The 20,720-nt window shown below is 31.7% G+C and carries 22 protein-coding genes; 4 read left to right on the forward strand and 18 right to left on the reverse strand.

Going from position 1 to position 20,720, the window contains the following annotated elements:
• Positions 1-15: 15 nt before the first annotated feature.
• The 6 genes from kdsA to prmA all read right to left on the reverse strand — a co-directional run bounded on the left by kdsA (position 16) and on the right by prmA (position 5,145).
• Complete coding sequence (gene kdsA / locus NLG42_RS14530; protein ID WP_257681405.1) at positions 16-834, reverse strand: 3-deoxy-8-phosphooctulonate synthase; 819 nt, start codon at positions 832-834, stop codon at positions 16-18.
• 607 nt (positions 835-1,441) lie between these two features.
• Positions 1,442-1,894, reverse strand: coding sequence for a 2-dehydro-3-deoxyphosphooctonate aldolase (locus NLG42_RS14535; RefSeq protein WP_089058100.1), 453 nt, complete (start codon positions 1,892-1,894; stop codon positions 1,442-1,444).
• Between the two features lie 89 nt (positions 1,895-1,983).
• Positions 1,984-2,661: a lysoplasmalogenase gene (locus NLG42_RS14540; protein ID WP_257681406.1), complete on the reverse strand. Its 678-nt coding sequence runs from the start codon at positions 2,659-2,661 to the stop codon at positions 1,984-1,986.
• Entirely contained in the window at positions 2,658-3,941 is a 1,284-nt protein-coding gene (locus tag NLG42_RS14545) for a sterol desaturase family protein (RefSeq protein WP_257681407.1), read from the reverse strand. The genes NLG42_RS14540 and NLG42_RS14545 overlap by 4 nt, the downstream gene beginning before the upstream one ends.
• A 64-nt stretch (positions 3,942-4,005) precedes the next feature.
• Complete coding sequence (locus tag NLG42_RS14550; RefSeq protein WP_089058097.1) at positions 4,006-4,281, reverse strand: ATP-dependent Clp protease adaptor ClpS; 276 nt, start codon at positions 4,279-4,281, stop codon at positions 4,006-4,008.
• A 30-nt stretch (positions 4,282-4,311) separates the two neighbouring features.
• A complete protein-coding gene (gene prmA, locus NLG42_RS14555; RefSeq protein ID WP_089058096.1) occupies positions 4,312-5,145 on the reverse strand; it encodes a 50S ribosomal protein L11 methyltransferase in 834 nt (277 codons plus the stop codon).
• Positions 5,146-5,259: 114 nt separating this feature from the next.
• On the opposite strand from prmA, the gene NLG42_RS14560 reads away from it, so the two are divergent.
• Both NLG42_RS14560 and NLG42_RS14565 read left to right on the forward strand, forming a co-directional pair.
• Entirely contained in the window at positions 5,260-6,396 is a 1,137-nt protein-coding gene (locus NLG42_RS14560; RefSeq protein WP_257681408.1) for a hypothetical protein, read from the forward strand.
• Positions 6,356-8,692, forward strand: coding sequence for a hypothetical protein (locus NLG42_RS14565; protein WP_257681409.1), 2,337 nt, complete (start codon positions 6,356-6,358; stop codon positions 8,690-8,692). Before NLG42_RS14560 ends, NLG42_RS14565 begins: the two co-directional genes overlap by 41 nt.
• Positions 8,693-8,835: 143 nt before the next feature.
• Here NLG42_RS14565 and tpiA read toward each other — a convergent pair whose 3' ends face one another.
• The 5 genes from tpiA to NLG42_RS14590 all read right to left on the reverse strand — a co-directional run bounded on the left by tpiA (position 8,836) and on the right by NLG42_RS14590 (position 13,095).
• On the reverse strand, positions 8,836-9,588 hold the full coding sequence (tpiA, locus tag NLG42_RS14570) for a triose-phosphate isomerase (RefSeq protein WP_089058093.1): 753 nt from the start codon (positions 9,586-9,588) through the stop codon (positions 8,836-8,838).
• Between the two features lie 92 nt (positions 9,589-9,680).
• Positions 9,681-10,175 (reverse strand): TlpA family protein disulfide reductase, encoded by a 495-nt coding sequence (locus NLG42_RS14575; RefSeq protein ID WP_089058092.1) that lies wholly within the window; start codon positions 10,173-10,175, stop codon positions 9,681-9,683.
• A 368-nt stretch (positions 10,176-10,543) separates the two neighbouring features.
• A complete protein-coding gene (locus NLG42_RS14580; RefSeq protein ID WP_257681410.1) occupies positions 10,544-11,206 on the reverse strand; it encodes a dienelactone hydrolase family protein in 663 nt (220 codons plus the stop codon).
• 151 nt (positions 11,207-11,357) lie between these two features.
• Positions 11,358-12,458 carry a BT_3928 family protein gene (locus NLG42_RS14585; protein ID WP_099719674.1) on the reverse strand — a complete coding sequence of 367 codons (1,101 nt, stop codon included), beginning with the start codon at positions 12,456-12,458 and terminating at the stop codon, positions 11,358-11,360.
• A gap of 97 nt (positions 12,459-12,555) precedes the next feature.
• Positions 12,556-13,095 carry a DUF1599 domain-containing protein gene (locus NLG42_RS14590; protein ID WP_089058089.1) on the reverse strand — a complete coding sequence of 180 codons (540 nt, stop codon included), beginning with the start codon at positions 13,093-13,095 and terminating at the stop codon, positions 12,556-12,558.
• 247 nt (positions 13,096-13,342) lie between these two features.
• Between NLG42_RS14590 and folP the strand changes: the two genes are divergently transcribed.
• Both folP and NLG42_RS14600 read left to right on the forward strand, forming a co-directional pair.
• Positions 13,343-14,167, forward strand: a complete 825-nt coding sequence (gene folP, locus NLG42_RS14595) for a dihydropteroate synthase (RefSeq protein ID WP_257681411.1) — start codon at positions 13,343-13,345, stop codon at positions 14,165-14,167.
• A gap of 61 nt (positions 14,168-14,228) precedes the next feature.
• The gene (locus NLG42_RS14600; RefSeq protein WP_257681412.1) at positions 14,229-14,897 is read left to right on the forward strand and encodes a hypothetical protein; all 669 of its coding nucleotides are present in this window, start codon (positions 14,229-14,231) and stop codon (positions 14,895-14,897) included.
• A 42-nt stretch (positions 14,898-14,939) separates the two neighbouring features.
• On the opposite strand, the gene rlmH is transcribed toward NLG42_RS14600, so the two are convergent.
• The 7 genes from rlmH to NLG42_RS14635 form a co-directional block, all read right to left on the reverse strand.
• Positions 14,940-15,413: a 23S rRNA (pseudouridine(1915)-N(3))-methyltransferase RlmH gene (rlmH, locus tag NLG42_RS14605; RefSeq protein WP_026982293.1), complete on the reverse strand. Its 474-nt coding sequence runs from the start codon at positions 15,411-15,413 to the stop codon at positions 14,940-14,942.
• A 140-nt stretch (positions 15,414-15,553) separates the two neighbouring features.
• The gene (locus NLG42_RS14610; protein ID WP_257681413.1) at positions 15,554-15,856 is read right to left on the reverse strand and encodes an antibiotic biosynthesis monooxygenase family protein; all 303 of its coding nucleotides are present in this window, start codon (positions 15,854-15,856) and stop codon (positions 15,554-15,556) included.
• Between the two features lie 91 nt (positions 15,857-15,947).
• The gene (locus NLG42_RS14615; protein WP_257681414.1) at positions 15,948-17,363 is read right to left on the reverse strand and encodes an amidohydrolase family protein; all 1,416 of its coding nucleotides are present in this window, start codon (positions 17,361-17,363) and stop codon (positions 15,948-15,950) included.
• A gap of 228 nt (positions 17,364-17,591) precedes the next feature.
• On the reverse strand, positions 17,592-17,876 hold the full coding sequence (locus NLG42_RS14620) for a GNAT family N-acetyltransferase (RefSeq protein ID WP_099719669.1): 285 nt from the start codon (positions 17,874-17,876) through the stop codon (positions 17,592-17,594).
• Between the two features lie 5 nt (positions 17,877-17,881).
• Positions 17,882-18,277: an OsmC family protein gene (locus NLG42_RS14625; protein ID WP_257681415.1), complete on the reverse strand. Its 396-nt coding sequence runs from the start codon at positions 18,275-18,277 to the stop codon at positions 17,882-17,884.
• A gap of 3 nt (positions 18,278-18,280) precedes the next feature.
• Positions 18,281-19,162, reverse strand: a complete 882-nt coding sequence (locus tag NLG42_RS14630; protein WP_257681416.1) for a pirin family protein — start codon at positions 19,160-19,162, stop codon at positions 18,281-18,283.
• A gap of 322 nt (positions 19,163-19,484) precedes the next feature.
• Positions 19,485-20,585: a DNA alkylation repair protein gene (locus NLG42_RS14635; protein ID WP_257681417.1), complete on the reverse strand. Its 1,101-nt coding sequence runs from the start codon at positions 20,583-20,585 to the stop codon at positions 19,485-19,487.
• Between the last annotated feature and the right edge of the window lie 135 nt (positions 20,586-20,720).

Here is a 20,720-nt window from a genome sequence, read left to right on the forward strand (position 1 = left end):
CTTTGTATTATAAATTTAGAATGAGTTAACTGTTTTTCTAATAGCAACTAATTTTGTCATTAAACCTTCAAAATAGTCTAAATGAAGCATATTAGCGCCATCACTTTTTGCATTTGCAGGATCAAAATGTGTTTCGATAAAAATACCATCAACACCTACGGCAATACCAGCTTTGGCAACCGTTTCGATCATATCTGGTCTTCCGCCCGTAACTCCTGCTGTTTGATTTGGCTGCTGTAATGAATGTGTAACATCTAGAACAGTAGTTGCATATTGCTGCATAGTAGGGATTCCTCTATAATCAACAATCATATCTTGGTAGCCAAACATAGTACCGCGATCCGTAACCATAACATTTTCATTATTACAGTCTAATACCTTTTGTACCGCATGTTTCATGCTTTCAGGACTCATAAATTGTCCTTTTTTCAAGTTTACTGTTCTTCCAGTATTTGCAGCTGCCACAACTAAATCCGTTTGACGAACTAAGAATGCTGGAATTTGTAAAACATCAACGTATTGCGCCGCCAAGTCAGCATCTTCACTAGTATGAATGTCTGTAACTGTTGGAACGTGAAAAGTTTCAGAAACTTTTCTTAAAATTTTTAAAGCTTTTTCGTCTCCAATTCCAGAAAAGCTGTCAATTCTAGAACGGTTTGCTTTTTTAAAAGATCCTTTAAATACATAAGGAATTTGAAGATTGTCGGTAATACCAACTAATTTTTCAGCAATTCTAAGAGCCATTTCCTCTCCTTCAATAGCGCAAGGTCCCGCCAATAAAAAGAAATTTCCGCTGTCAGTATGCTTAATTTGTGGAATATGTTGTAAGTTCATAAAATTATTTTTTTGCACTGCAAAGGTAGTCATGATTTATGAATAGCAGATGAAGATTTAAGATTATTTTAAGAACTCGAATAACTGACTAGAAGCTTAGTAGAATTAAGGAATTTTTAAATTTTCTTTAGAATGATTAAATGCTTTTTTCAAGGCAATATTAAAGCATGAAAAGAATATGATAAATGACATTTATCATATTCTGAAGTTTTACAGTTTAATGTTGTTTTTTAGTTTTGACTAATACCTCTTTTCGATTTATTTTCTCTCCATCGTTTTATAAAATATTGAATAATAATAACGACAAGTAGAACTAAGAAAGTGAACAAAATTAGTGCAGTAATTGCTAAAAGAGGCATTCCGCATCTTGTTATATCGGGATGTTCATCATGAAACCTTGAAAAATTTGTGGTGGCAGTATATAAAGAAATAACAGAACAAACAATCTGCAGGAGAATATTAAGGATCAAGACCTTTTTGAATTTAAACGAACCAGGTTTAAAAATTGCAAATGTGCCAAATAGCAGCTGAGATAATAAAGGCAGAATAATTAAAATAAAAGGAATTGATCCAAACATTGTTACTTATGTATTTATCAATTACAGATTTACTCTTTTTTTAAAGTCAGTCCCAGCGGAACCATCAAAATTCCTTTTTCATAAATATTCAAATACAGTGTTATCGGTTTTTTTTGTCCTTCCCAAGTCAATTCGTATACATTTAAAAAACCAGCACCCATATCGCTTCTTTTCGTAGGAAACGGGCAGCAGGTCTCTAAGCGTTTATAAGTGATTGTTTCACCATTTGGACCAGCTAAAGCATTCAAAAAACGAACTTCGTTGGTGGCTTCATCTTTTGTGTTTCTAAAAAAGATATTTACAGGATAATCAGGATCATAACCGTACTTTTTGTCTTTGCTGAATAACGAAATAACAAAAGTATTGTTTTTACCTAATACCAAATCAGGCGCATTATCATCGACATTTTTTAATGTTGATTTTGTGCTGATGCAGGATGATACAGTAATTAGTAAAATAATGAAAAGAGCTGTTTTTTTCATGATGAGATCTATTTTGGTCGTACAAATGTAAAAGGTTTTTTTGCTGTATAACTGCATTTAAAGAAGAAATAAGTATTTGCATTAAAATACTATTCAACCTTCTTTGGATTCAGTTTTAATATACCAATTACAATCAGATATTGTGCCACAAGATAAGTGAGCATGATAAAAAAGGAACTTTTCTCAATTGGGTTATAAAATTTATTAATTGCCAGAATACTATCAGAAATAACAAAAACAACCGCACCAGAAAAAACAAGTTTATTGCCTGGTTCATTCCAACTTAATAGTCCGTTGTAAGCAAATAAAAGCATGATCGAAATTACACTGGCGTAAACAATTACAGGTATTTTTAAATCGCCCAAAGAAGGGAGTAATACCGATAACATTCCAATTAAATAACAAGCAATTAGTATACTTCCAATTCCTATTGCAATACTGTTCTTTTTTAGATTTCTTTTAGCTTGACGATTAAAAAGAATACAATAAACAATGTGAGAAATCAAGAAAGAAACTAATCCTAGAATAAAATAGATTTCGGATATATCTGAAAAAAGCAATATTACATCGCCAATCCATGAGAATAATAAGGCGGTTAAAAGAATGTTTTTAGTTGGAAAATTTTGATAAAAATAAACTCCAAAAATTAAAATTGGTATTAATATCGGCTTCAAAAAAAAGTTTAAATTTTCGTGTCCTAAAAATAGAATAAGAAGATAAACAGCGCTGAAAGCAATATAGATTTTGAATAAAGTAGCGTTTCTCATTTTGTGGTTAATGTATTTATGGGTTGGTTTTGGATAGTTTTAAAATCAATTGTTATAAAGTATACCGATACTAAAAACGACAAACTCAGATAACCTAAAATAATATAATTGCTTAGATAAAAAACTTGATTTAGACCAAACCAATCACCATAATAAGTAATTATTGCTGTTGCGACTGCCAAGCGTAAACCTTCCCAAAAAATGGCGTACCTATTTTTGTCCATTAATTCACAATAACTGTAAATAGTTATTAAGATGAATAAACCATAAATAAAAATGTTTGGAAGTCCGATTTTAGCAATATTATCAAACAAATAACTCACAAACAAAAGTGTTATTAAAAGTTGTGCTACTGACCAGTAAATTAGTTTTTGAGAGTTTTGTGTGCCATATTTTTCAAAATCAAAAACATTCTCAATTTTATTGACAGGATATTTTTCCTCGAAATTTTCTGGACGCCATCCAGTTGGTTTAAACCAAATGGTAAGTTTGTCTTTCCAATTCTCGGCGCGCCATGCATCTTTAATCAATAAGGTAAGATGTTGAAAATTTATTTTTATTGGATTCCAAGTATTAGCAGGTCTAGTGATTCCGAAAACCGGCGGAACATCATCAAGTTCCGCTTGAAAGGTACCAAAAAGTTTATCCCAAAAAATAAAAATCTGGGAATGATTCTTATCTAAATATTCTGGATTTATTGCATGATGCACTCTATGATGTGATGGCGTAACGAGAATATGTTCAAGGACTCCCATTTTTTTAATGTGCTTAGTATGGTACCAAAACTGCAGGAACAAATGAAGCGGGAGTGTAATCGCAATTACCGAAGCCGGTACACCTAATAATGCGGCGGGAATTAACAAAAAGGTAAACAAGTTAGCCAAACTTGCAATAGGCTGGCGCAGCGCACAAGCGAGATTAAATTCTTCGCTGCTGTGGTGAATAGCATGTTTGTTCCAGAAAAGATTAATTTGATGTGCCCAGCGATGGCTCCAATAGCCATAAAAATCGATAACAAAAAAGGCGATAATATAAGAGAGAACATTGGCTTCCTGATGAAAAAGGGCAATTTTAGAAACCATCCATTCATAGGATATAAAAGTAAGGCTTAAGCCTAGAACGTCTTTTACAGAATTTGTAATACCAGAACTAATACTGGATACGCTGTCTATCAAAGGTGCAGTATCGTTCTTTTTGTAAATGCCGTATATTTTTTCAATTACAATTAGAACTAAAAAAACAGGCATTGCGATAATCAATATTTTTCCGTACTCTTCCATAAAAAAACATTCTATTTTATTTCAAATATAAAATAAAATAGAATGTTTTTTAAATTATTTGCAATTAAACAATTTCAGCGCTCAATCCAGCTTCTAAAAGTTGTGTGCATTGCGGTTTTAACTTGTCAATAGGCCCTGTTTTTACGGTGCATTTTCCGTTATAATGTACAATTAGTGAACATTGTTCGGCCTGCTCTGCCGTGTGACTGCAAACTCGCATTAAAGTATCAATTACATGATCAAAAGTGTTTACATCGTCATTGTAGACAATAATTTCGTTATTGAAATTTATTGCTTCCTTTTCACGGACTCTTTCTCTTACTTTTTCTTTAGTACTCATTGTTTTTAGGTTTTTGTACTGTTGCAATTACTAATTTACGTATTTTAATGAAACCCAGTTGTTTCTTTGAAATTTTTTAACATATGTCAGCCCTTTTTCAGTGCACGAAGCATCGATAAATGGAACATCTTCTTCATAAAAACCACTAAACAATATAATTCCTTTTGGGTTTAAACTATCTACATAAGCCTGCATGTCGTTTAGAAGAATATTTCTATTGATATTAGCAATAATCAAATCATAAGTTTTACCTGCTAACAAGGCTGCATCGCCTTCATAAACGGTAATGTGCTTACAATTGTTGCGTTCAGCATTTTCGATTGAATTTAAATAACACCAATTGTCAATATCGATAGCATCGATAGGTTCAGCACCTTTCATTTCGGCAAGAATAGCTAAAATTGCAGTTCCGCAGCCCATGTCAAGAGTTTTTAAGCCTTTTACATCCATTTCTAGTAAATGCTGAATCATCATATGCGTAGTTTCATGATGACCAGTTCCAAAACTCATTTTTGGCTCAATTACAATATCAAATTCAGCATCCGTTTTTTCGTGAAAAGGAGCACGAACATGGCATTTTCCGTCAACATCAATCGCTTCAAAATTCTTTTCCCATTCTTCGTTCCAGTTTACCTGATCGATTTCTTCAACTGTATATTCAATTTTAAACTCATCAGATTGTAAAATATAAATATCATCCAGAATATTTTCATCCCATAAATCTTTCTTCACAAAAGCCGAGATTCCGTTTTCCGTTTCTGTAAAACTTTCAAATGCTTTTTCGCCTAATTCAGCTACTAAAATTTCTGATCCAAGCTCTTTTGGTTCAATCGTAAAATGATATCCTAAATATATATTTGACATAAATAAATTTTTTGCAAAGGTAAGAATACAAAGCAGAATTTGTTCATAAATAAATCATATTCTTTGAATTATTAATGTTAATTTCGAGCTTTATCCTGTAAGTTTTTTAGTATCATGAAAAATATTGTTTTTATCTTACTTTTTGTCGTTTTAAGCTCTGGCAGCTGTAAAAAAGAGCATGAAGTAATTCGTTCCTTTTGTTATTGGAAAACAGATCTGTATTTTTGGGAAGAGGATGATTCACTAATTAAAAAATTAGATGTAAAACATATGTACGTTCGTTTTTTTGATGTTGATTATAATCCATATTCAAAAGAACCTTTGCCTGTGGCAACAATTGGCGATATAGTACTTCAAAAAAGCAATCCTGAAATTACGCCAAGTATTTTTATTACCAACGAAGTCGTTTTAAAATCAGATAAAAAACAGCTGGACAGTCTGGCGGTAAGAATAGCCAAACGAATAGAACAAATTGGTAAAAGAATGAATGATAGAAAAGCAGAAACTCTTGCTTCAAATATTGTTTATCCAAAAGACTATTACAAACAGGAGAACTACAAACGTTTAAATTATGATTCGGTAAAATCAATTGAAGCCGCAAAACTAAAAGTTGATTTTAAAGAAATCTTGATTGATTGTGATTGGACTGAAAAATCGCAGAAGAATTATTTCTATCTATTAAAACAAGTCAAAAATCAGTTTCCGTCAGCAAAAATAGCGGCAACAATCAGGCTTTGGCAATATAAATATGCAACAAAAGCTGGAGTTCCGCCAGTTGATAAAGGTTTATTAATGTGTTATAATATTTCAAAACCTGATGATCAGCAGACTAAAAATTCTATTGGTACAAGCGAAGAATTGGCACAATATATTACTCACAGTGATTACAAACTAAAATTAGATATTGCATTGCCATTGTACAGCTGGGCAGTTGCTTTTAGAGGAAATCAGTTTAAAGGGATTTTATCAGATTACGATCAATTAATAAAAGACAGCATCAAATTAAAGAAAGTTTCTGATTCCAAATATGTTTTGCAAGATGATGTGCTGGTGGGACAGACTTATTTGCGAAATGGTGATGAAATAAGAATCGAAAAAATATCAGACAATGAGCTTGAAAAAATGATTTCGATTGTAAAGAATAAAATTCAGATTGATAGTCAGACAAAAGTGACCTTTTTCTCATTTGATAAAAAATACATAAACGATTATGGAACCCAAAATATATCTAAATATTATGAGAGTTTTTAGCACTTTACTTTTGGTTTTAAGCTTTCAGGTTTCTTTTGCCTGCGGCTGGAGCGTATCGCCGGAAACCAGTCGTTTGGCTTTGTTTAAAGCACAGCGAGAAGGTTTCTTTAAGCTTACACCGTTTTATTATTCAGCAGATAATTATTTTTCTACAAATACGATTTCTGATGCTGATCAGAGATTAAATTGTTTAGAATGGAAGAATAAATTAGGAAACAATATTAATCCTAATGATGTTTATGTGATTCTATATGAAACAGATTCGGAACAATTTGAAACAGCTTATGAAAATAAAACTTTGAATAAAGTTTTTGAAAAGAATACTTTTATTAAGACTCTATTACTGCCAAAAAACAAACAGTTTTTAAACTATATTTTATTTGCTAAAAAACTAGAATACAATAGTAATACCGATGTTAAATGGGAATCATGGGGGCAAATTGGTTATGAAAGCAAAGATCATAAATTGGCTGAGGTAACTGATTTTGAAAAGAAAATCAGTTCAGCTAAAGATCCTTTTTTGAAACAACGTTATGCTTTTTTGATTTTGAGATATAGCTTTTATGATGCAGATCCAAAAGAAGTGATTCGTTTGTATGATACTTATTTTGAACAGAATAAAAAAACAATTTTAGAGCCGTGGGCTTTGTATTATAAAGCTTTATGTGTTGAGAATAAGATTTTGCAGAATTATTTATTAAGCAAAGTTTTTAATAGCTGCGAAGAGAAATCATTTGCAGTTTTACAGCATTATGACCGAAAACTTACTGCCGAAACTTTGGCTTTGGCACAAAATGATGAAGAACGAAGTGTCATTTTAGCTATTGAAAGCCTTAGGAATCCAGCACCTGATTTAAAATCGATTAAAGAAATTTATGAACTAAGTCCGAACAGCTTGTTTTTGAGTTTTTTAATTGGAAGAGAAGTAAATAAACTTGAAGATTGGATTTTTACACCACAATATACTAATAACGGAAGCCCATCTGTAACTTTTAGCGATACAAATTGGTATGAAGATTATGCTAAAGCTAAAGCAGAGAATTTTAATAAAGATATTTTATACTTGCGAGAATTAGGATATTTCTTGATTTCGATTCGTGAACAAACTTCAGGAGAACAGAAAGATTATATTACTGCGGCAATTGCGCAGCTTTGCTTTATTGATGATCAAATTGATGAAGGGAAAAAGTATACCAGTATGATTTCTAATAAAGCGAATGCTTCTATACAAATGCAAAAGAATATTCAGCTGGCTTTGGTTTCGTTAAAACAAGATGATTTAAAGAATGAGAAAGTTCAAAATCAGCTTTATAATTATTTTAATTCAGTCGAAAATCTAATAGAAACAGATAATGGATTATTTAAAAATTTATACAGTTTATACCGAATCGCAAGTGATGAGTTTTATAAAAAAGGCGATGGAGCTGTGGCAGGTTTGCTTTCTATGAAAGCTGATATTAAAAACGAAGGCGAATATGTGTCCTACAACAATCCATATTTTTATAGTTATATTGGTTATTTTGACCGAAAAGCAACTATTGATGATGTCGATCGTTTGATAGCGCTACAACAGAAAACTAATAAAACCCCTTTTGAAAAATATATTTGCTCAGGAACAATCGCTCCGGATATTAATTATTATAAGGATTTAAAAGGAACTATTGCTTTTAGAAACAATAATTTAGAGCTGGCTTATCAAACTTTTTCGAGTATGCCTAAAGATTTTTGGGAGAAGAACTATGAGTTTAAAGACTATTTAAACGAAAATCCTTTTACGCCTAAAATCCTTCAAAAACAAGAAGAAAGAAAGTTTGATTATCGTTTTAATAAAACGGACTTTATTGCAAAACTGATTCAGTTGAAAAAGCAAAATACAGCAAGCAGTAATTTGCAATTGGCACATGCTTATTTTAATGTATCGTATTTAGGTAATTCCTGGATGATGACGGCTTACGATTGGAGTTCAGGCGGATCGTATGTCGACTATGTTTACGGAGATAATACAGAGAAAGAGAAGAAATACCAAAATGGTAATTATCATAATTTAAAAATGGCCAAAATGTATTATGAAAAAGCCTTTAAAATGTCTAAAAACAACAACGAAAAAGCAATGGCAAGTTTAATGATTTTTGAATGTAATTATTATAACTATTATGCTGATCTAGTTTCTACAGAAGAAGAGGAAAAAAATCCATTTAAAGCAGGGAAGGAGCTGATTAATTTTTACTCTATTTATAAAACTACGCCAACATTTAAAAAGTATAATTGCCCGCTTTTGAAATCGTTTATTAATTAAAATTTTAAACCATATAAGTTATATAAGAAAATTTAAGTTTGACTTTGCGCAAAAAAACTTTCAATGAACTTATATAACTTATATGGTAAAAAAAACGTTCGCTGATGCGAACGCTTTGATATAATAGATATTAAATCTTTTTTTTAGATTGCAGTTACAATAGCTAAGAAATCGTCAGCTTTTAAAGCAGCACCTCCAATTAAACCACCGTCTACGTCTGGTTTAGAGAAGATTTCTTTTGCGTTGTCTGGTTTTACAGAACCACCGTATAAAATAGAAACTTCGTCAGCGATTTCAGCTCCAAAAGCTTTACGGATCGTTTCTCTGATAAACTCGTGCATTTCTTGAGCTTGTTCTGGCGAAGCAGTTTCTCCAGTTCCAATTGCCCAAACTGGCTCGTAAGCTAAAACAACTTTTGCCCAAGATTCTTTTGCAATGTGGAATAACCCATCACGCAATTGATTTTCAACAATATTAAAGTGATTTCCAGTCTGACGATCTTTTAATTCTTCTCCAAAACAGAAAATTACTGTCATGTCGTGTTTTAATGCTGTATCAACTTTATTTGCAATTAAAGCGTCAGTTTCGTGAAAAATAGCTCTGCGCTCAGAGTGACCTAGAATCACAGTGTTAACTCCAACGCTTGTTAGCATATCTGCAGAAATTTCTCCTGTAAAAGCACCGCCTTCAGCTTGGTGAACATTTTGAGCAGAAACACCGATAGTTGTATTTTTTAGTTTTGCAGCAGCAGCTTGTAAGTTTACAAATGTTGGTGCAACAATTACTTGTGCAGTTGTTTGTGCTGGTATTTTTGCAATTAATTCATTCAATAATTCTTCAGTCTGCTCTGCATTTTTATGCATTTTCCAGTTTCCTGCAACAATTTTTTTTCTCATTGTGGTAGTTTTTGTTATTCTTTTAATTTTTTGTTTTTATTGAAATTTTATCAAATCAATTTCGACTTTTGAAATTGATATTTTAAAGAAGGTTATTTTAAACCTTTTAAAGTTTCATTAATTTTATCAAAATCAGTTTCAATTGCTCGGTATAAAACAATTTTCCCTGTTTTGTCAACGATAATGTATCTCGGAATCCAATCTAGATCGATTGCTTTTCCAAAAACACCTTTCATACCGTCATTCATCATATAATGATCTCCTTTTATTTCATGTTTTTCGATTCCAGCTTTCCATTTTTCAGCAGTTTTATCTGCAGAAAGGAATAAATAAGAAACATCTGGATTATTAGCCTGCAGCTCTTTTACTTTTGGCATTGCTTTTACACAGTCGCCGCACCATGAAGCCCAAACCTCAATAACTAAAGTTTTTCCTTTATATTTTTTTAAAATGCTTTTAAAAGCAGCTTGACCTCCGTCAGCAGTTAATAATTTTTCAGACAAAGCTTCTTTAGAAAAACTTGTTTTTTGTGCTTGTGAGCAAGAGAACGTAATAAATGCAATAACGACAAGGGCTAATTGTTTCATATAATATTTATATTTTTTAATGTAATTGATATATCGATCTTCATACTTTGAATTCCGATAATTTCATAAATTAATGTTTCCGAACAAAGTTAAACAAACAATTTGAAAGCCAAATGCAGATTAACAAATTTTGATAACCAGACTATTTTGTAACAAAACGCTGATTTTAGGTTAGAAAAATGCGAATGAAATCGTAATAGTTGGCTCTAAAATTTACTATTTTTTTGAAAAGCCTTTTTGAAAGTTTGATGAATTGCTGCGATTTTATTTTGAAGAATAAGTTTTGAACCAAAAAAACGTCAGATTTCAATGGAAAAAGCCTTCAATAAAAATGAATTATTGAAGGCTTTGATGCTATTTTTGGGTGACTAATTGTAATCTCCGTTTGCCCACTTTTTGCTTGGAGCAATCCAGTTATCTGAAGCTTTGTACAAAAAACCATGTTTTAAATTGGTATTCAGTTCGATTTCCTTAAAATGATTTATTTTTAGTTTCGAAGTTTCTTTTCGTTTAATTGCCGAAACGCCATAAATATCTGATTTTTCATAAATCGTTAAAATGTTTCCGCAGAAATTAATATCCGGAATTTCGGTTATATCACTATCTCTAAAACATCCAATAAAAACAAAATTCACATCGGGATTTGCGAGATAAGTTGAAACGTATTGTGCAATATATCCGCCTTTTGAAGTTCCAATAACTGTTATTTTGTTAGGAGAAACTCCTTTTTTAAGAAGTGCTTTGATTTGTTTTACGATTTTTTCTGCATAATTGGCAGCATTTGTATTTTTCTTTCTTTTTTCACTGAAAACAATAAAGTTATCTTTTCTAAATGATGCTAAAATTTCATTGTATTCCGCTTTTCCATATTCAGGATGAGCTGTATTTAAATCATTTTCTTCAACAAATTTATTGTGTAAAAAGAAAATATACCGTTGGTCTTTTTTTGTCGTTCCCGATTGTCCGAAACTTGTAATGCTGGAGAGAAAAGCTAATAAAAAAGTAAACAATAACTTTGGTAATGGTTTCATAGATTGGTTTGTTTTTTTGATGAGTCTTTGAACAAATATAGAAAACAAAACGGCAGATTTATTGTTTTTAGTGTGTACTATTCTGATAAAGAAAAACGCCAATTGACATAATAGTAAATTGGCGTTTTAGAATTTATTTTGATTAAAAGTATTACAATTTCAAATCATCAACATCATTATAATGTACTTTTTGAATAATTGTTCCGTTTTGTAAAACTACTATACTAGGATTTGCTCTTTCAACAGTTTTTAAAGCGGTTGCGTCACAGAAATAGAAATCAACATCTAAGTTGTATTGCTTTTTGGCTTTTGCAATTTCATCAGCTCCAGATGCTGTCATGGCAATTACTTTGTAACCTTTTGCCTTTGCATCTGCAGTAACTTTTGCTAATTTTTTCATTCCAGACGGTTCAGATAAAGTCAAATCATAAGTAACAAAAATTACTAGTTTTGGTTCTTTTAAGAATTCAGCTTTATAATCAGAATCGTCTTTTGTCATTGTAAAATCGTGAATTGGCGGTACATAACCTTCAGAAATTACTTTGTCTTTACGGTCAACAAATGTTGCTCCTTCTGGGATATTCATTAAATCTTTCTCTGTAAATTCTTTGTCAACTCCATTTACTTTGTAGATAAAAATCATCTCAACTACAGATTTTGGAGCTCCTTCTGGAATTTCCATTCCTTTTTCGATATTAGTTCCCACTTTGTACGGACGGAAATCTTTTATAGGATTGTGGTTCAAAACCCAAACTGCCATTAATGAACATAAAAGTACACTTGCATAAACTGCAAAATTGGTTTTTGGAGTTGGGAATAATGGTTTTATTAATTTTTGATTGATGAATAAAATCAAAATAAAGAATAATAAAACAACATCTTTTGTAAATGATTCCCAAGGCGTTAAATGCAAAGCATCTCCAAAACAACCGCAATCTTTTACAACATCAAAATAAGCAGAGTAGAAGGTAAGGAATGTAAAGAACACAATAAGAAGTAACAAAGCCCAAATCGTCAATGTTGCTCTATAACCAACAAGTAACATGACACCTAAAACGACTTCTAATATTACAAGAAAAATAGCTAAGCCCAGCGCAAACGGCTCTAAGAATGGCATATTGAAAACAGGTTCGCTAAAATATTCGGCTAGTTTATAAGAGAAACCAACAGGATCATTTAGTTTTATTAATCCTGAAATGATAAATAATACACCTACAAATATGCGAGAGAATTGAGTAATAATGTTTTTCATGGCAAATATTTAAAATTTAAATTCCTCCCGATGGCTATCGGGACCAAATACCAAGTCAAAGATTGGAATTTGGGATTTTATTTTTTTGTAATTTGATTTATTTGATTGGGTTTAAGATTAAAGCGAAAACAGAATAATTAATCATATCTTGATAATTAGCGTCGATACCTTCAGAAACTAAAGTTTTACCTTTGTTGTCTTCGATTTGTTTTACGCGAAGAATTTTTTGCAGAATCAAATCAGTTAAAGAGCTCACACGCATATCACGCCATGCTTCTCCGTAATCATGATTTTTGGCTTCCATTAAATCTTTCGTAAGTTTTACTTTAGCATCATACAATTCAGTTGCTTGTTCTACACTTAAATCAGGCTGGTCAGCAACTCCTAATTCTAACTGTATTAAAGCCATGATAGAATAATTGATGATTCCAATAAATTCTCCTTTTTCATCTTCATCAACTTTACGAACATCGTTTTCTTGTAAACTTCTGATTCTTTGTGCTTTTATGAAAATTTGATCCGTAAGCGATGGAAGTCTTAAAATTCTCCATGCGCTGCCGTAATCTTTCATTTTATTGATAAATAAGGTTCTGCAAACCGTAATTACATTATCAAATTCAAGGGAAGTATTCTTCATTTATTGCTGTATATTTGCTAAAATTTTTTCAAAAATAAGGATTAAATTAAAGAGTTTCAAGTTTAGTGTTTTCTTTGTTTCAAGTTTTTTCTAAACAAAGTGTTAACGGTGATAACTTGTAACTAAAAAATAATGTTTCAAGTTTCAGGTTTGCTTCGCCAGTTCGTCTTTCGGCCTCGTGTCAAGTTCGAGAACTTACGCAATCTAAATCAACTTGAAACTTGAAACAAATAAAACTTGAAACAAAATGTTGATTAACTGCAAAGGCGAACTTATAGATTTATCGATTCCTAAAGTAATGGGAATTTTGAATGTTACGCCAAATTCTTTCTTTGACGGAGGAAAATATAAAAATGAAGACGATATTATTTCGCAGGTAGATAAAATGCTTTCTGAAGGCGCTGTGTTTATTGATATTGGTGCATATTCAAGCAAGCCAAGTGCTGAATTTGTTTCGGAACGGGAAGAAATCGACAGAATTGTTCCTGCTATCGAATTAATTTTAAAGCATTTTCCACAGGCATTATTATCAATTGATACTTTTAGAGCCGAAGTTGCAAAAGCAAGTATAGAAAGCGGCGCTGCAATTATAAATGATATTGCTGCTGGAGAACTAGACGATAAAATGTTTGAAGTTATTGCCCAATATAACGTTCCGTACATTATGATGCATATGCGCGGCAATCCGCAAACGATGCAGAGTTTGACACAATATGATGATATTGTAAAAGAAATGCTTTTTTATTTTTCTGAGAAAGTACAAAAAGCAAGAAGTTTAGGAATCAATGATTTAATTTTAGATCCAGGTTTCGGTTTTGCCAAAACAACGGATCAGAATTATGAAGTGATGCAAAAAATGGAACTTTTTAATCTTTTAGATTTGCCAGTTTTAGCAGGAATTTCAAGAAAATCAATGATTTATAAAACGCTTAATATTACACCGCAAGAAGCTTTAAACGGAACCACGTTTCTAAATACAATTGCTTTGACGAAAGGTGCAAAAATTCTACGTGTGCATGATGTAAAAGAAGCTACGGAATGCGTTACTTTATTTAATAAATTAGATTTATAATTGAAATAATCGCCTGGTTTGTCATTTCGATCCCGAAGCCTCGGGATCGAAATGACATACTTTGAGTTTAAAAACAAACAAATATGAAATACATTACTTTAATTATTGCTTTCCTTCTTTTCTCTTGTGGAAAAAAAGAAGACGTTTTATTGCCAAAAGCAAATGTTTCAATTATAAAAGACGTACAAGATCATTCGCCAATTTACATTTTTTTAAAACCGAAGGAAAAGACACGATAGCTGATTTAAATCGAAAAAGCAGTATTATTTCGACCAATTGGATTTTTAATATCGATAAACGTCTGCCTTTGAAATTGGTAATTCCAGAAGTGATGAAATTGCAAGAGAAAAAAAGAGCCGACAGCGCACACAAAAACGAAAATGCCGAAAATTATTATTCTTACGCAGATTCTATCGGAAAGAATTTAGCTTTTCTTCCTTTCACGAAAGTGTATTATAAAATGGAAATTGCCAATAATAGAAGTCAGTTGTATTTTAAAAAGAACGGAATGATACAATACAGCGGAAGAAAAACGTATGATTTTCCTAAAAGTAATTTAAAGCCATTTTTGGATAGTTTGGTTATAAATCCAAAAGCTCAAATCACATTTTCATATGATAAAAATATGAGTTATGGAGATTATATTCAATCTAAAATCCTTGTAAAATCTATTATAGATAAAAAGATTCCATTTGTTTTTATAAATGAAGATGAAGAATTTGTTTTCTAGAAACAGCGATTAAACGATTAAACAAATCAACGATTAACCTTTTTATTGATGATGATAAGGTTCGTTGCGCAAAATCGTAAATCCGCGGTACAATTGTTCGATAAAAAACAAACGAACCATTTGGTGCGAAAATGTCATTAGCGAAAGCGAAATTTTTCCTTGTGCTTTGCTGTAAACCGTATCTGAAAATCCGTAAGGACCGCCAATTACAAAAACTAGAGTTTTGATTCCGGAATTCATTTTCTTTTGTAATTCTTCAGAAAAACCAACGCTGGAGAAGTTTTTTCCGTTTTCATCTAACAAAATCAATTGATCGGTTGGAGAAAGTTTTGATAGAATTAATTCGCCTTCTTTTTCCTTTTGTTGACTTTCAGATAAGTTTTTTACGTTTTTGATATCGGGAATAATTTCTAAATCAAATTTGATGTAAAACGACAAACGTTTAGTATAATCGTCAATCAAAGTTTGAAGCGATTTGTTATCTGTTTTGCCTATTGCGATAAGTTTGATGTTCATTAGTTCTGTTTTTTGCTACGAATTACAGTAATTGTCGCGAATTTATTTTTTTCTGCCACTCCCGATAACTATCGGGATAAAAGGATTTTTTATTAAATCTAATCTGTGTTAATCTGTGAAATCTGTGGCAAAAGAAATCTCTATTTTTTATTTTCAAAAACCGTTTCGAAATGCTCTACAATAGGAAACGGTTCGTAATAATGATGTAAAATTTTCTTCCATTCTAAATATGCTTTAGAAGTTCTGAAACCTATTGTATGATCTTCAAACGTATTCCAATCGACTAATAAAAGATATTTGTTTTCTATTTCAAGACATTTTTCTAAACGATGTCCTAAATAACCATCAATTGACGAAATATATTGACTTGCTTTTGCAAAATCAACTTCAAACTGATTTGATAGTTCTGGTTTTATAAAAAGAAATGCGGCTTCAAGTATCATATTGAAATGAATTTTATCTGCCAGATCTGCTAAATCTGCGAGAGTATATTTTTTTCCGCAGATTTAGCAGATCTAACAGATTTTTATTTTATTAGTTTTTTGAGAACTTCGCTTCAAAAGTTTTAAAACGATTATCCAAATCTTTAGTCAATTGTTTTTTAACCGATTCATCTTGAATAAAACTGTAATTGATGCTGTTGTAAACGTATTTTTTAATCGTTTCATAATTAACATCCTGATATCTTTTGGCTAACAAAACATATTGTTCGGTCATATTGCTTCTTAAAATCCCTGCGTCGTCTGTGCTGATTACTATTGGCACATTGAATTCCTTATAAAGTGTAAATGGATGTCTGTTTTCTTTTACTTTTAAAATAAACTCATTACTCGTTAAATTAATCTCGATTGGAATATTGTTTTTAGACATATATTTCAATAAATCATATGAATTTGCTTCGTAAGCGATATCAACTCCGTGACCAATTCTGTTTGCACCAGCGATATAAATTGCATCATTTATATGCCAAGTTAAATCTTCTGGCTGTACCAAACCTAAAGTCAATTCGCCAGCGTGAAGTGTATATTTTACTTCTGGAAATTTAGAGTGGCAGTATTTAAACATAACCATGTGAAGCCAATAATCTTTCATAGAAGTTTGTCCGTGTTCTGGAGAAACGATGTTTACACCTGCTGTAAGTTTACTTTCATTTGAGGAAATAAAAGCAATAACCAGATTTTTAAATAAATCTACAGGTTCCATAAAACGCAGTACAAAATTTTGATAGCGCATTGTGAAACGCTCGTCATCGATCTTTAGATCTTTGTGAAGTTTTGCCAAGAAATTAGTATTGAAATCATCAGCATATTTTTTTGCTTCTTTTTTCTGAAGTGATTTATACAACTCATCTAAAAGTTTTAAAACTGCTTTTTCATCTTTTGCATTTGCAGCAAGACGAAGTTTTGTATTGAAATCGTTTAGATCAGAAACATTCATATCGCACGGAATCGTTGATAATTGAGTTTCGATATAACTTACGTTTTCTGCTATGGCACGTTTTTTAAGTTCAAGCATTCCTTCTGCAAAATGACCTGTGATAGTAGGTTCAAATTTCATAAAAGAGTCAAAAAACTGATCATCAGAAGGTACAGAACCATTATAATCTTTAATTGACCAAGTCTGCATAATTTGCTGCTCGTAATAATCTAGTTTTCCTTTTTCTTTAAGAGAAGAGAAGCTTTCCCAGTTTCCTTTTGCAGGTTTGGTTTTTGAGACTTCCATGGTTTCTAGATTCAAATAAAAGTTTTCTGCAATTGCTCTTTCTAAAAGAGGTTCTGCATAAATTGATCCTGAAAAATGGTGGTGTAAATCGCCTCCTTTTGGCATTTGTTGAAAGAAAGCTGTTAAGAGAGCTTCATTATTTCTGATTTTTTCTAAATAACTTTCAGCTGTTTGAGAAAAGCCGATTTGTGCTATAAAAATACAGAAAAGCGTAATTATCCTTGTCATACTCTAAGTTTAAATTACGCGCAAATATACGAGTTTTCGGGGAGATTTGAAAATTGAATTTCTTTGTATTGTTTTTTAACGCAAAGAACGCAAGGTTTTTGTTCCAAGTTTAACTCAATAGAAACACAAAGTTCGCAAAGCTTTGTCTAAAAAACTTTGCGAACTTTGCGTAATCCTTTGCGAACTTTGCGGTTAAAGAAAACTTAGCATCTAAGAACCTTAGCACCTTTAAGAAAAAAGTACATCACGAATTTCTTCGACTTTATCAAAAACACTTTTTGCAAAAGGACAAAGCGGAATAATTTTTAAATTATTAGTTCTAGCATATTCTACAGCAGCCATAACTAGTTTTTTGCCAACTCCTTTTCCGTTAAAATCTGGGTTTACTTCAGTATGATCTATAATAAATTTTGAATCGCCTGCCCAAGTATAAGTCATTTTTCCAGCTTCTTTTCCGTCTTCTACAGCTTCAAAGTAGCCTCTTCTTGTATCGTTTATTTGTTGAATTTCCATGATGATTATATTAAGGTGGTTTTAATTTCGATTGAGTTTGTTAATGTTTTGTGTATAGGACAGCTGTTTGCAATTGTCTCTAAACGTTGTTTTTGTTTTTCATCGACTTCGCCTATAACTTCAATTTTTCTTGTAAATCGAGAAATGTTTTGATGATTGTCTCTTTCAAAATCTATTTTTACATTAATTTCAGAAACATCCCATTGTTTGCGATTAATGTACATTCGCAATGTTATTAAAGTGCAAGATGCTAATGCTGATGCCAAAAGTTCTGATGGACTAAAACCAAGATTTTTTCCTCCAACTTTTTGAGGTTCATCGGCGATTACAATATTTCCGCTGGATGATGTTATTTCGGTGCGATACAAACGAGTATCTATTTGTGCTGATATTGTTTTCATAATTTATTTGATTCTTGGTTCAGGTAATGGAACAAAATCTGTTTCACCGGGAACTTTTGGGAATATTTGGTTTGTCCAATCTTGTTTGGCTTTTTCGATTAGGTTTTTATCTGAAGAAACAAAGTTCCAAAAGATAAAATGTTCTTCAGGGAACGGTTGTCCGCCAAAGATATAAACAGTTGAATTTTCGGCAATTTCAAACTCACAAAGTGTACTGTCGTTTGTAATTAAAATTTGTTTTGGATCGTAAATATGTTCGCCGCTTTTGATGCTTCCTTCGAGAATATATAAACCACTTTCGCCAAATAAATGACTTCCAATATTGATTTTCTTAGCTTCAGTACTTTTGATTTCAATAAAATAAAGCGGACTATAAACAGGAACTGGCGATTTTTTACCAAATGCTTGGCCGGCAATCAGTTTATACGAAACGCCGTCTTCTTCCCAAGTAGGAATATCATCTGCTTCAACATGTGTAAAATTTGGATCCATTTGTTCCAATTCTTTTGGAAGCGCTACCCAAATCTGTAATCCGTGAAGCATTTTGTCTGAATGTCTTAAATATTCTGGTGTTCTTTCAGAATGAACAATTCCTTTTCCAGCTGTCATCCAGTTTACGGCGCCTGGTTTTATTTCTAATTCGGTTCCTAAACTATCACGGTGCATAATGCTTCCTTCAAACAAGAATGTTAAAGTCGAAAGTCCGATATGCGGATGAGGAGGAACATCCATATTTTCATGATCACTTAAATGTGCAGGTCCCATATGGTCGATAAATACAAATGGACCAACAGCTCTTTTTTCACGGAAAGGCAGCAAACGACCTACCATAAAATTGCCAATATTGGCAGCACGTTCTTCTATAATTAAACTGATATTTGACATGTGGTATTTTTTATTTGATTTGAAAACAAAATTAAAGTAACGAAGCCTGTCTGTAACTTAATTTAGATTAAGAAAAGTTTGTTTTGAATTTTTAGAATTATAAAAATAAGAAAAAACGGTGGTTAAGTTTGAAAGAGATGATTAAATTTAAGTTTAGAAAGTCCCAGAGGAACGAAATATTTATAGCAAAGAATAATATCACATTTCATAAAGTCCCAGCGGGGTGATAAATATGTCGCTCCTCTGGAGCTTTTTCTGTGGTAATGCGATATTTCGCTATAAATATTTTGCTCCGCCGGAGCATGAGAATTGTAATCTCGGGTTAATCGATCAATTCAAACTCTAAAACTTCACTTTCCGTTCCATTAATAATAATTGACAATTGATGAATCCCAGTATGAAAAACTCTCGTTGTAATCAATTTGAAAGATTGGTTTCTTTCAATTTTGGTTAATTGATTCGGATGGTAAACTTTCTCACTTATTTTAAATACTTTTTTAGCCAAGTGTCCTTTTGCTTTTTTATAATGAACGGCATATTCTAAACGAATCGTTTTTGGATCTTCATTTTTATTGTTTAAGTGAAAATGAAATTGCAGATAATCACCAATTTTTACAACTGGAGTTTTAACTTCAAATGATGAAAGTTCAATATTCGTGCTTTCTAAACCATAATGGCTTAAAATTTCCGGATGACCTTGTTTTAATAATGTTCTACAGCCGTGTTTTATAATTCCATCAGTTTCTTTACTTTGATTTTTCCATCTTGAAGCGATTTCTAATACTATTTGCGGATTGTCTTTTGCGATATCATTTAAGTTATTAGCAACACTTCTTCTGACATATTCGGAAGGATCGTTTTTTAGGTTTTCTAAAATAGGCAGGATAGATGAAGGATCTTTTTTTAAGAACGGAATTGCCATTGCCCACGGTAATCTTGGGCGCGAACCTTCGCTGGCTAAACGACGCACGTGATGATTTTCATGCAATGACCATTTTGTCATTTCGTCAATCATTTGCTCTTTGTACTTTAAAATAAAAGGACGAACAGCAAATTCGCAGCTTATAAATTGAGTGATAGAAACAAAAGCTTTCGCTGAAGTTTTAAAATCGTCTAAACCGTACATTTCGATATAATCAGCAAAGAAGATAAAAGCCAGATTGCTGTCTGTGAAATTATTTTTCTTTAAATTTTCAATGATTTTGTCAATTAAAGTAACGGCTTCGGGGAAATTTTTGGGCATAAATTCATGAAAAACAACTGTTGTGTGTTTCATTCTTTCTTTCCATTCCTTTTGAGCAAAATCGCCTTCGTAAATAGTTTCAATAAATTTTTGCTTGTCGAATTTTGGATGTACTTCGGCTGCAGCCTGACTAAATTTTTCGTAGAAAGAAACAGAATAAATATCTTTAATTAATCCCATAAGTTTTGTTTGCTTGAATTTCAAAGATATTTAATGTTCTTTGATTTTTCTATCATTAAAAATAGTAAGTTTCATTAAGAATTAGATCTCGGTCTTTCTTAATATCTTAATGGTTAAAAAAGAGATATTTAATGT

The sequence above is a fragment of the Flavobacterium plurextorum genome (assembly GCF_024638035.1).
Taxonomy (GTDB): domain Bacteria; phylum Bacteroidota; class Bacteroidia; order Flavobacteriales; family Flavobacteriaceae; genus Flavobacterium; species Flavobacterium plurextorum.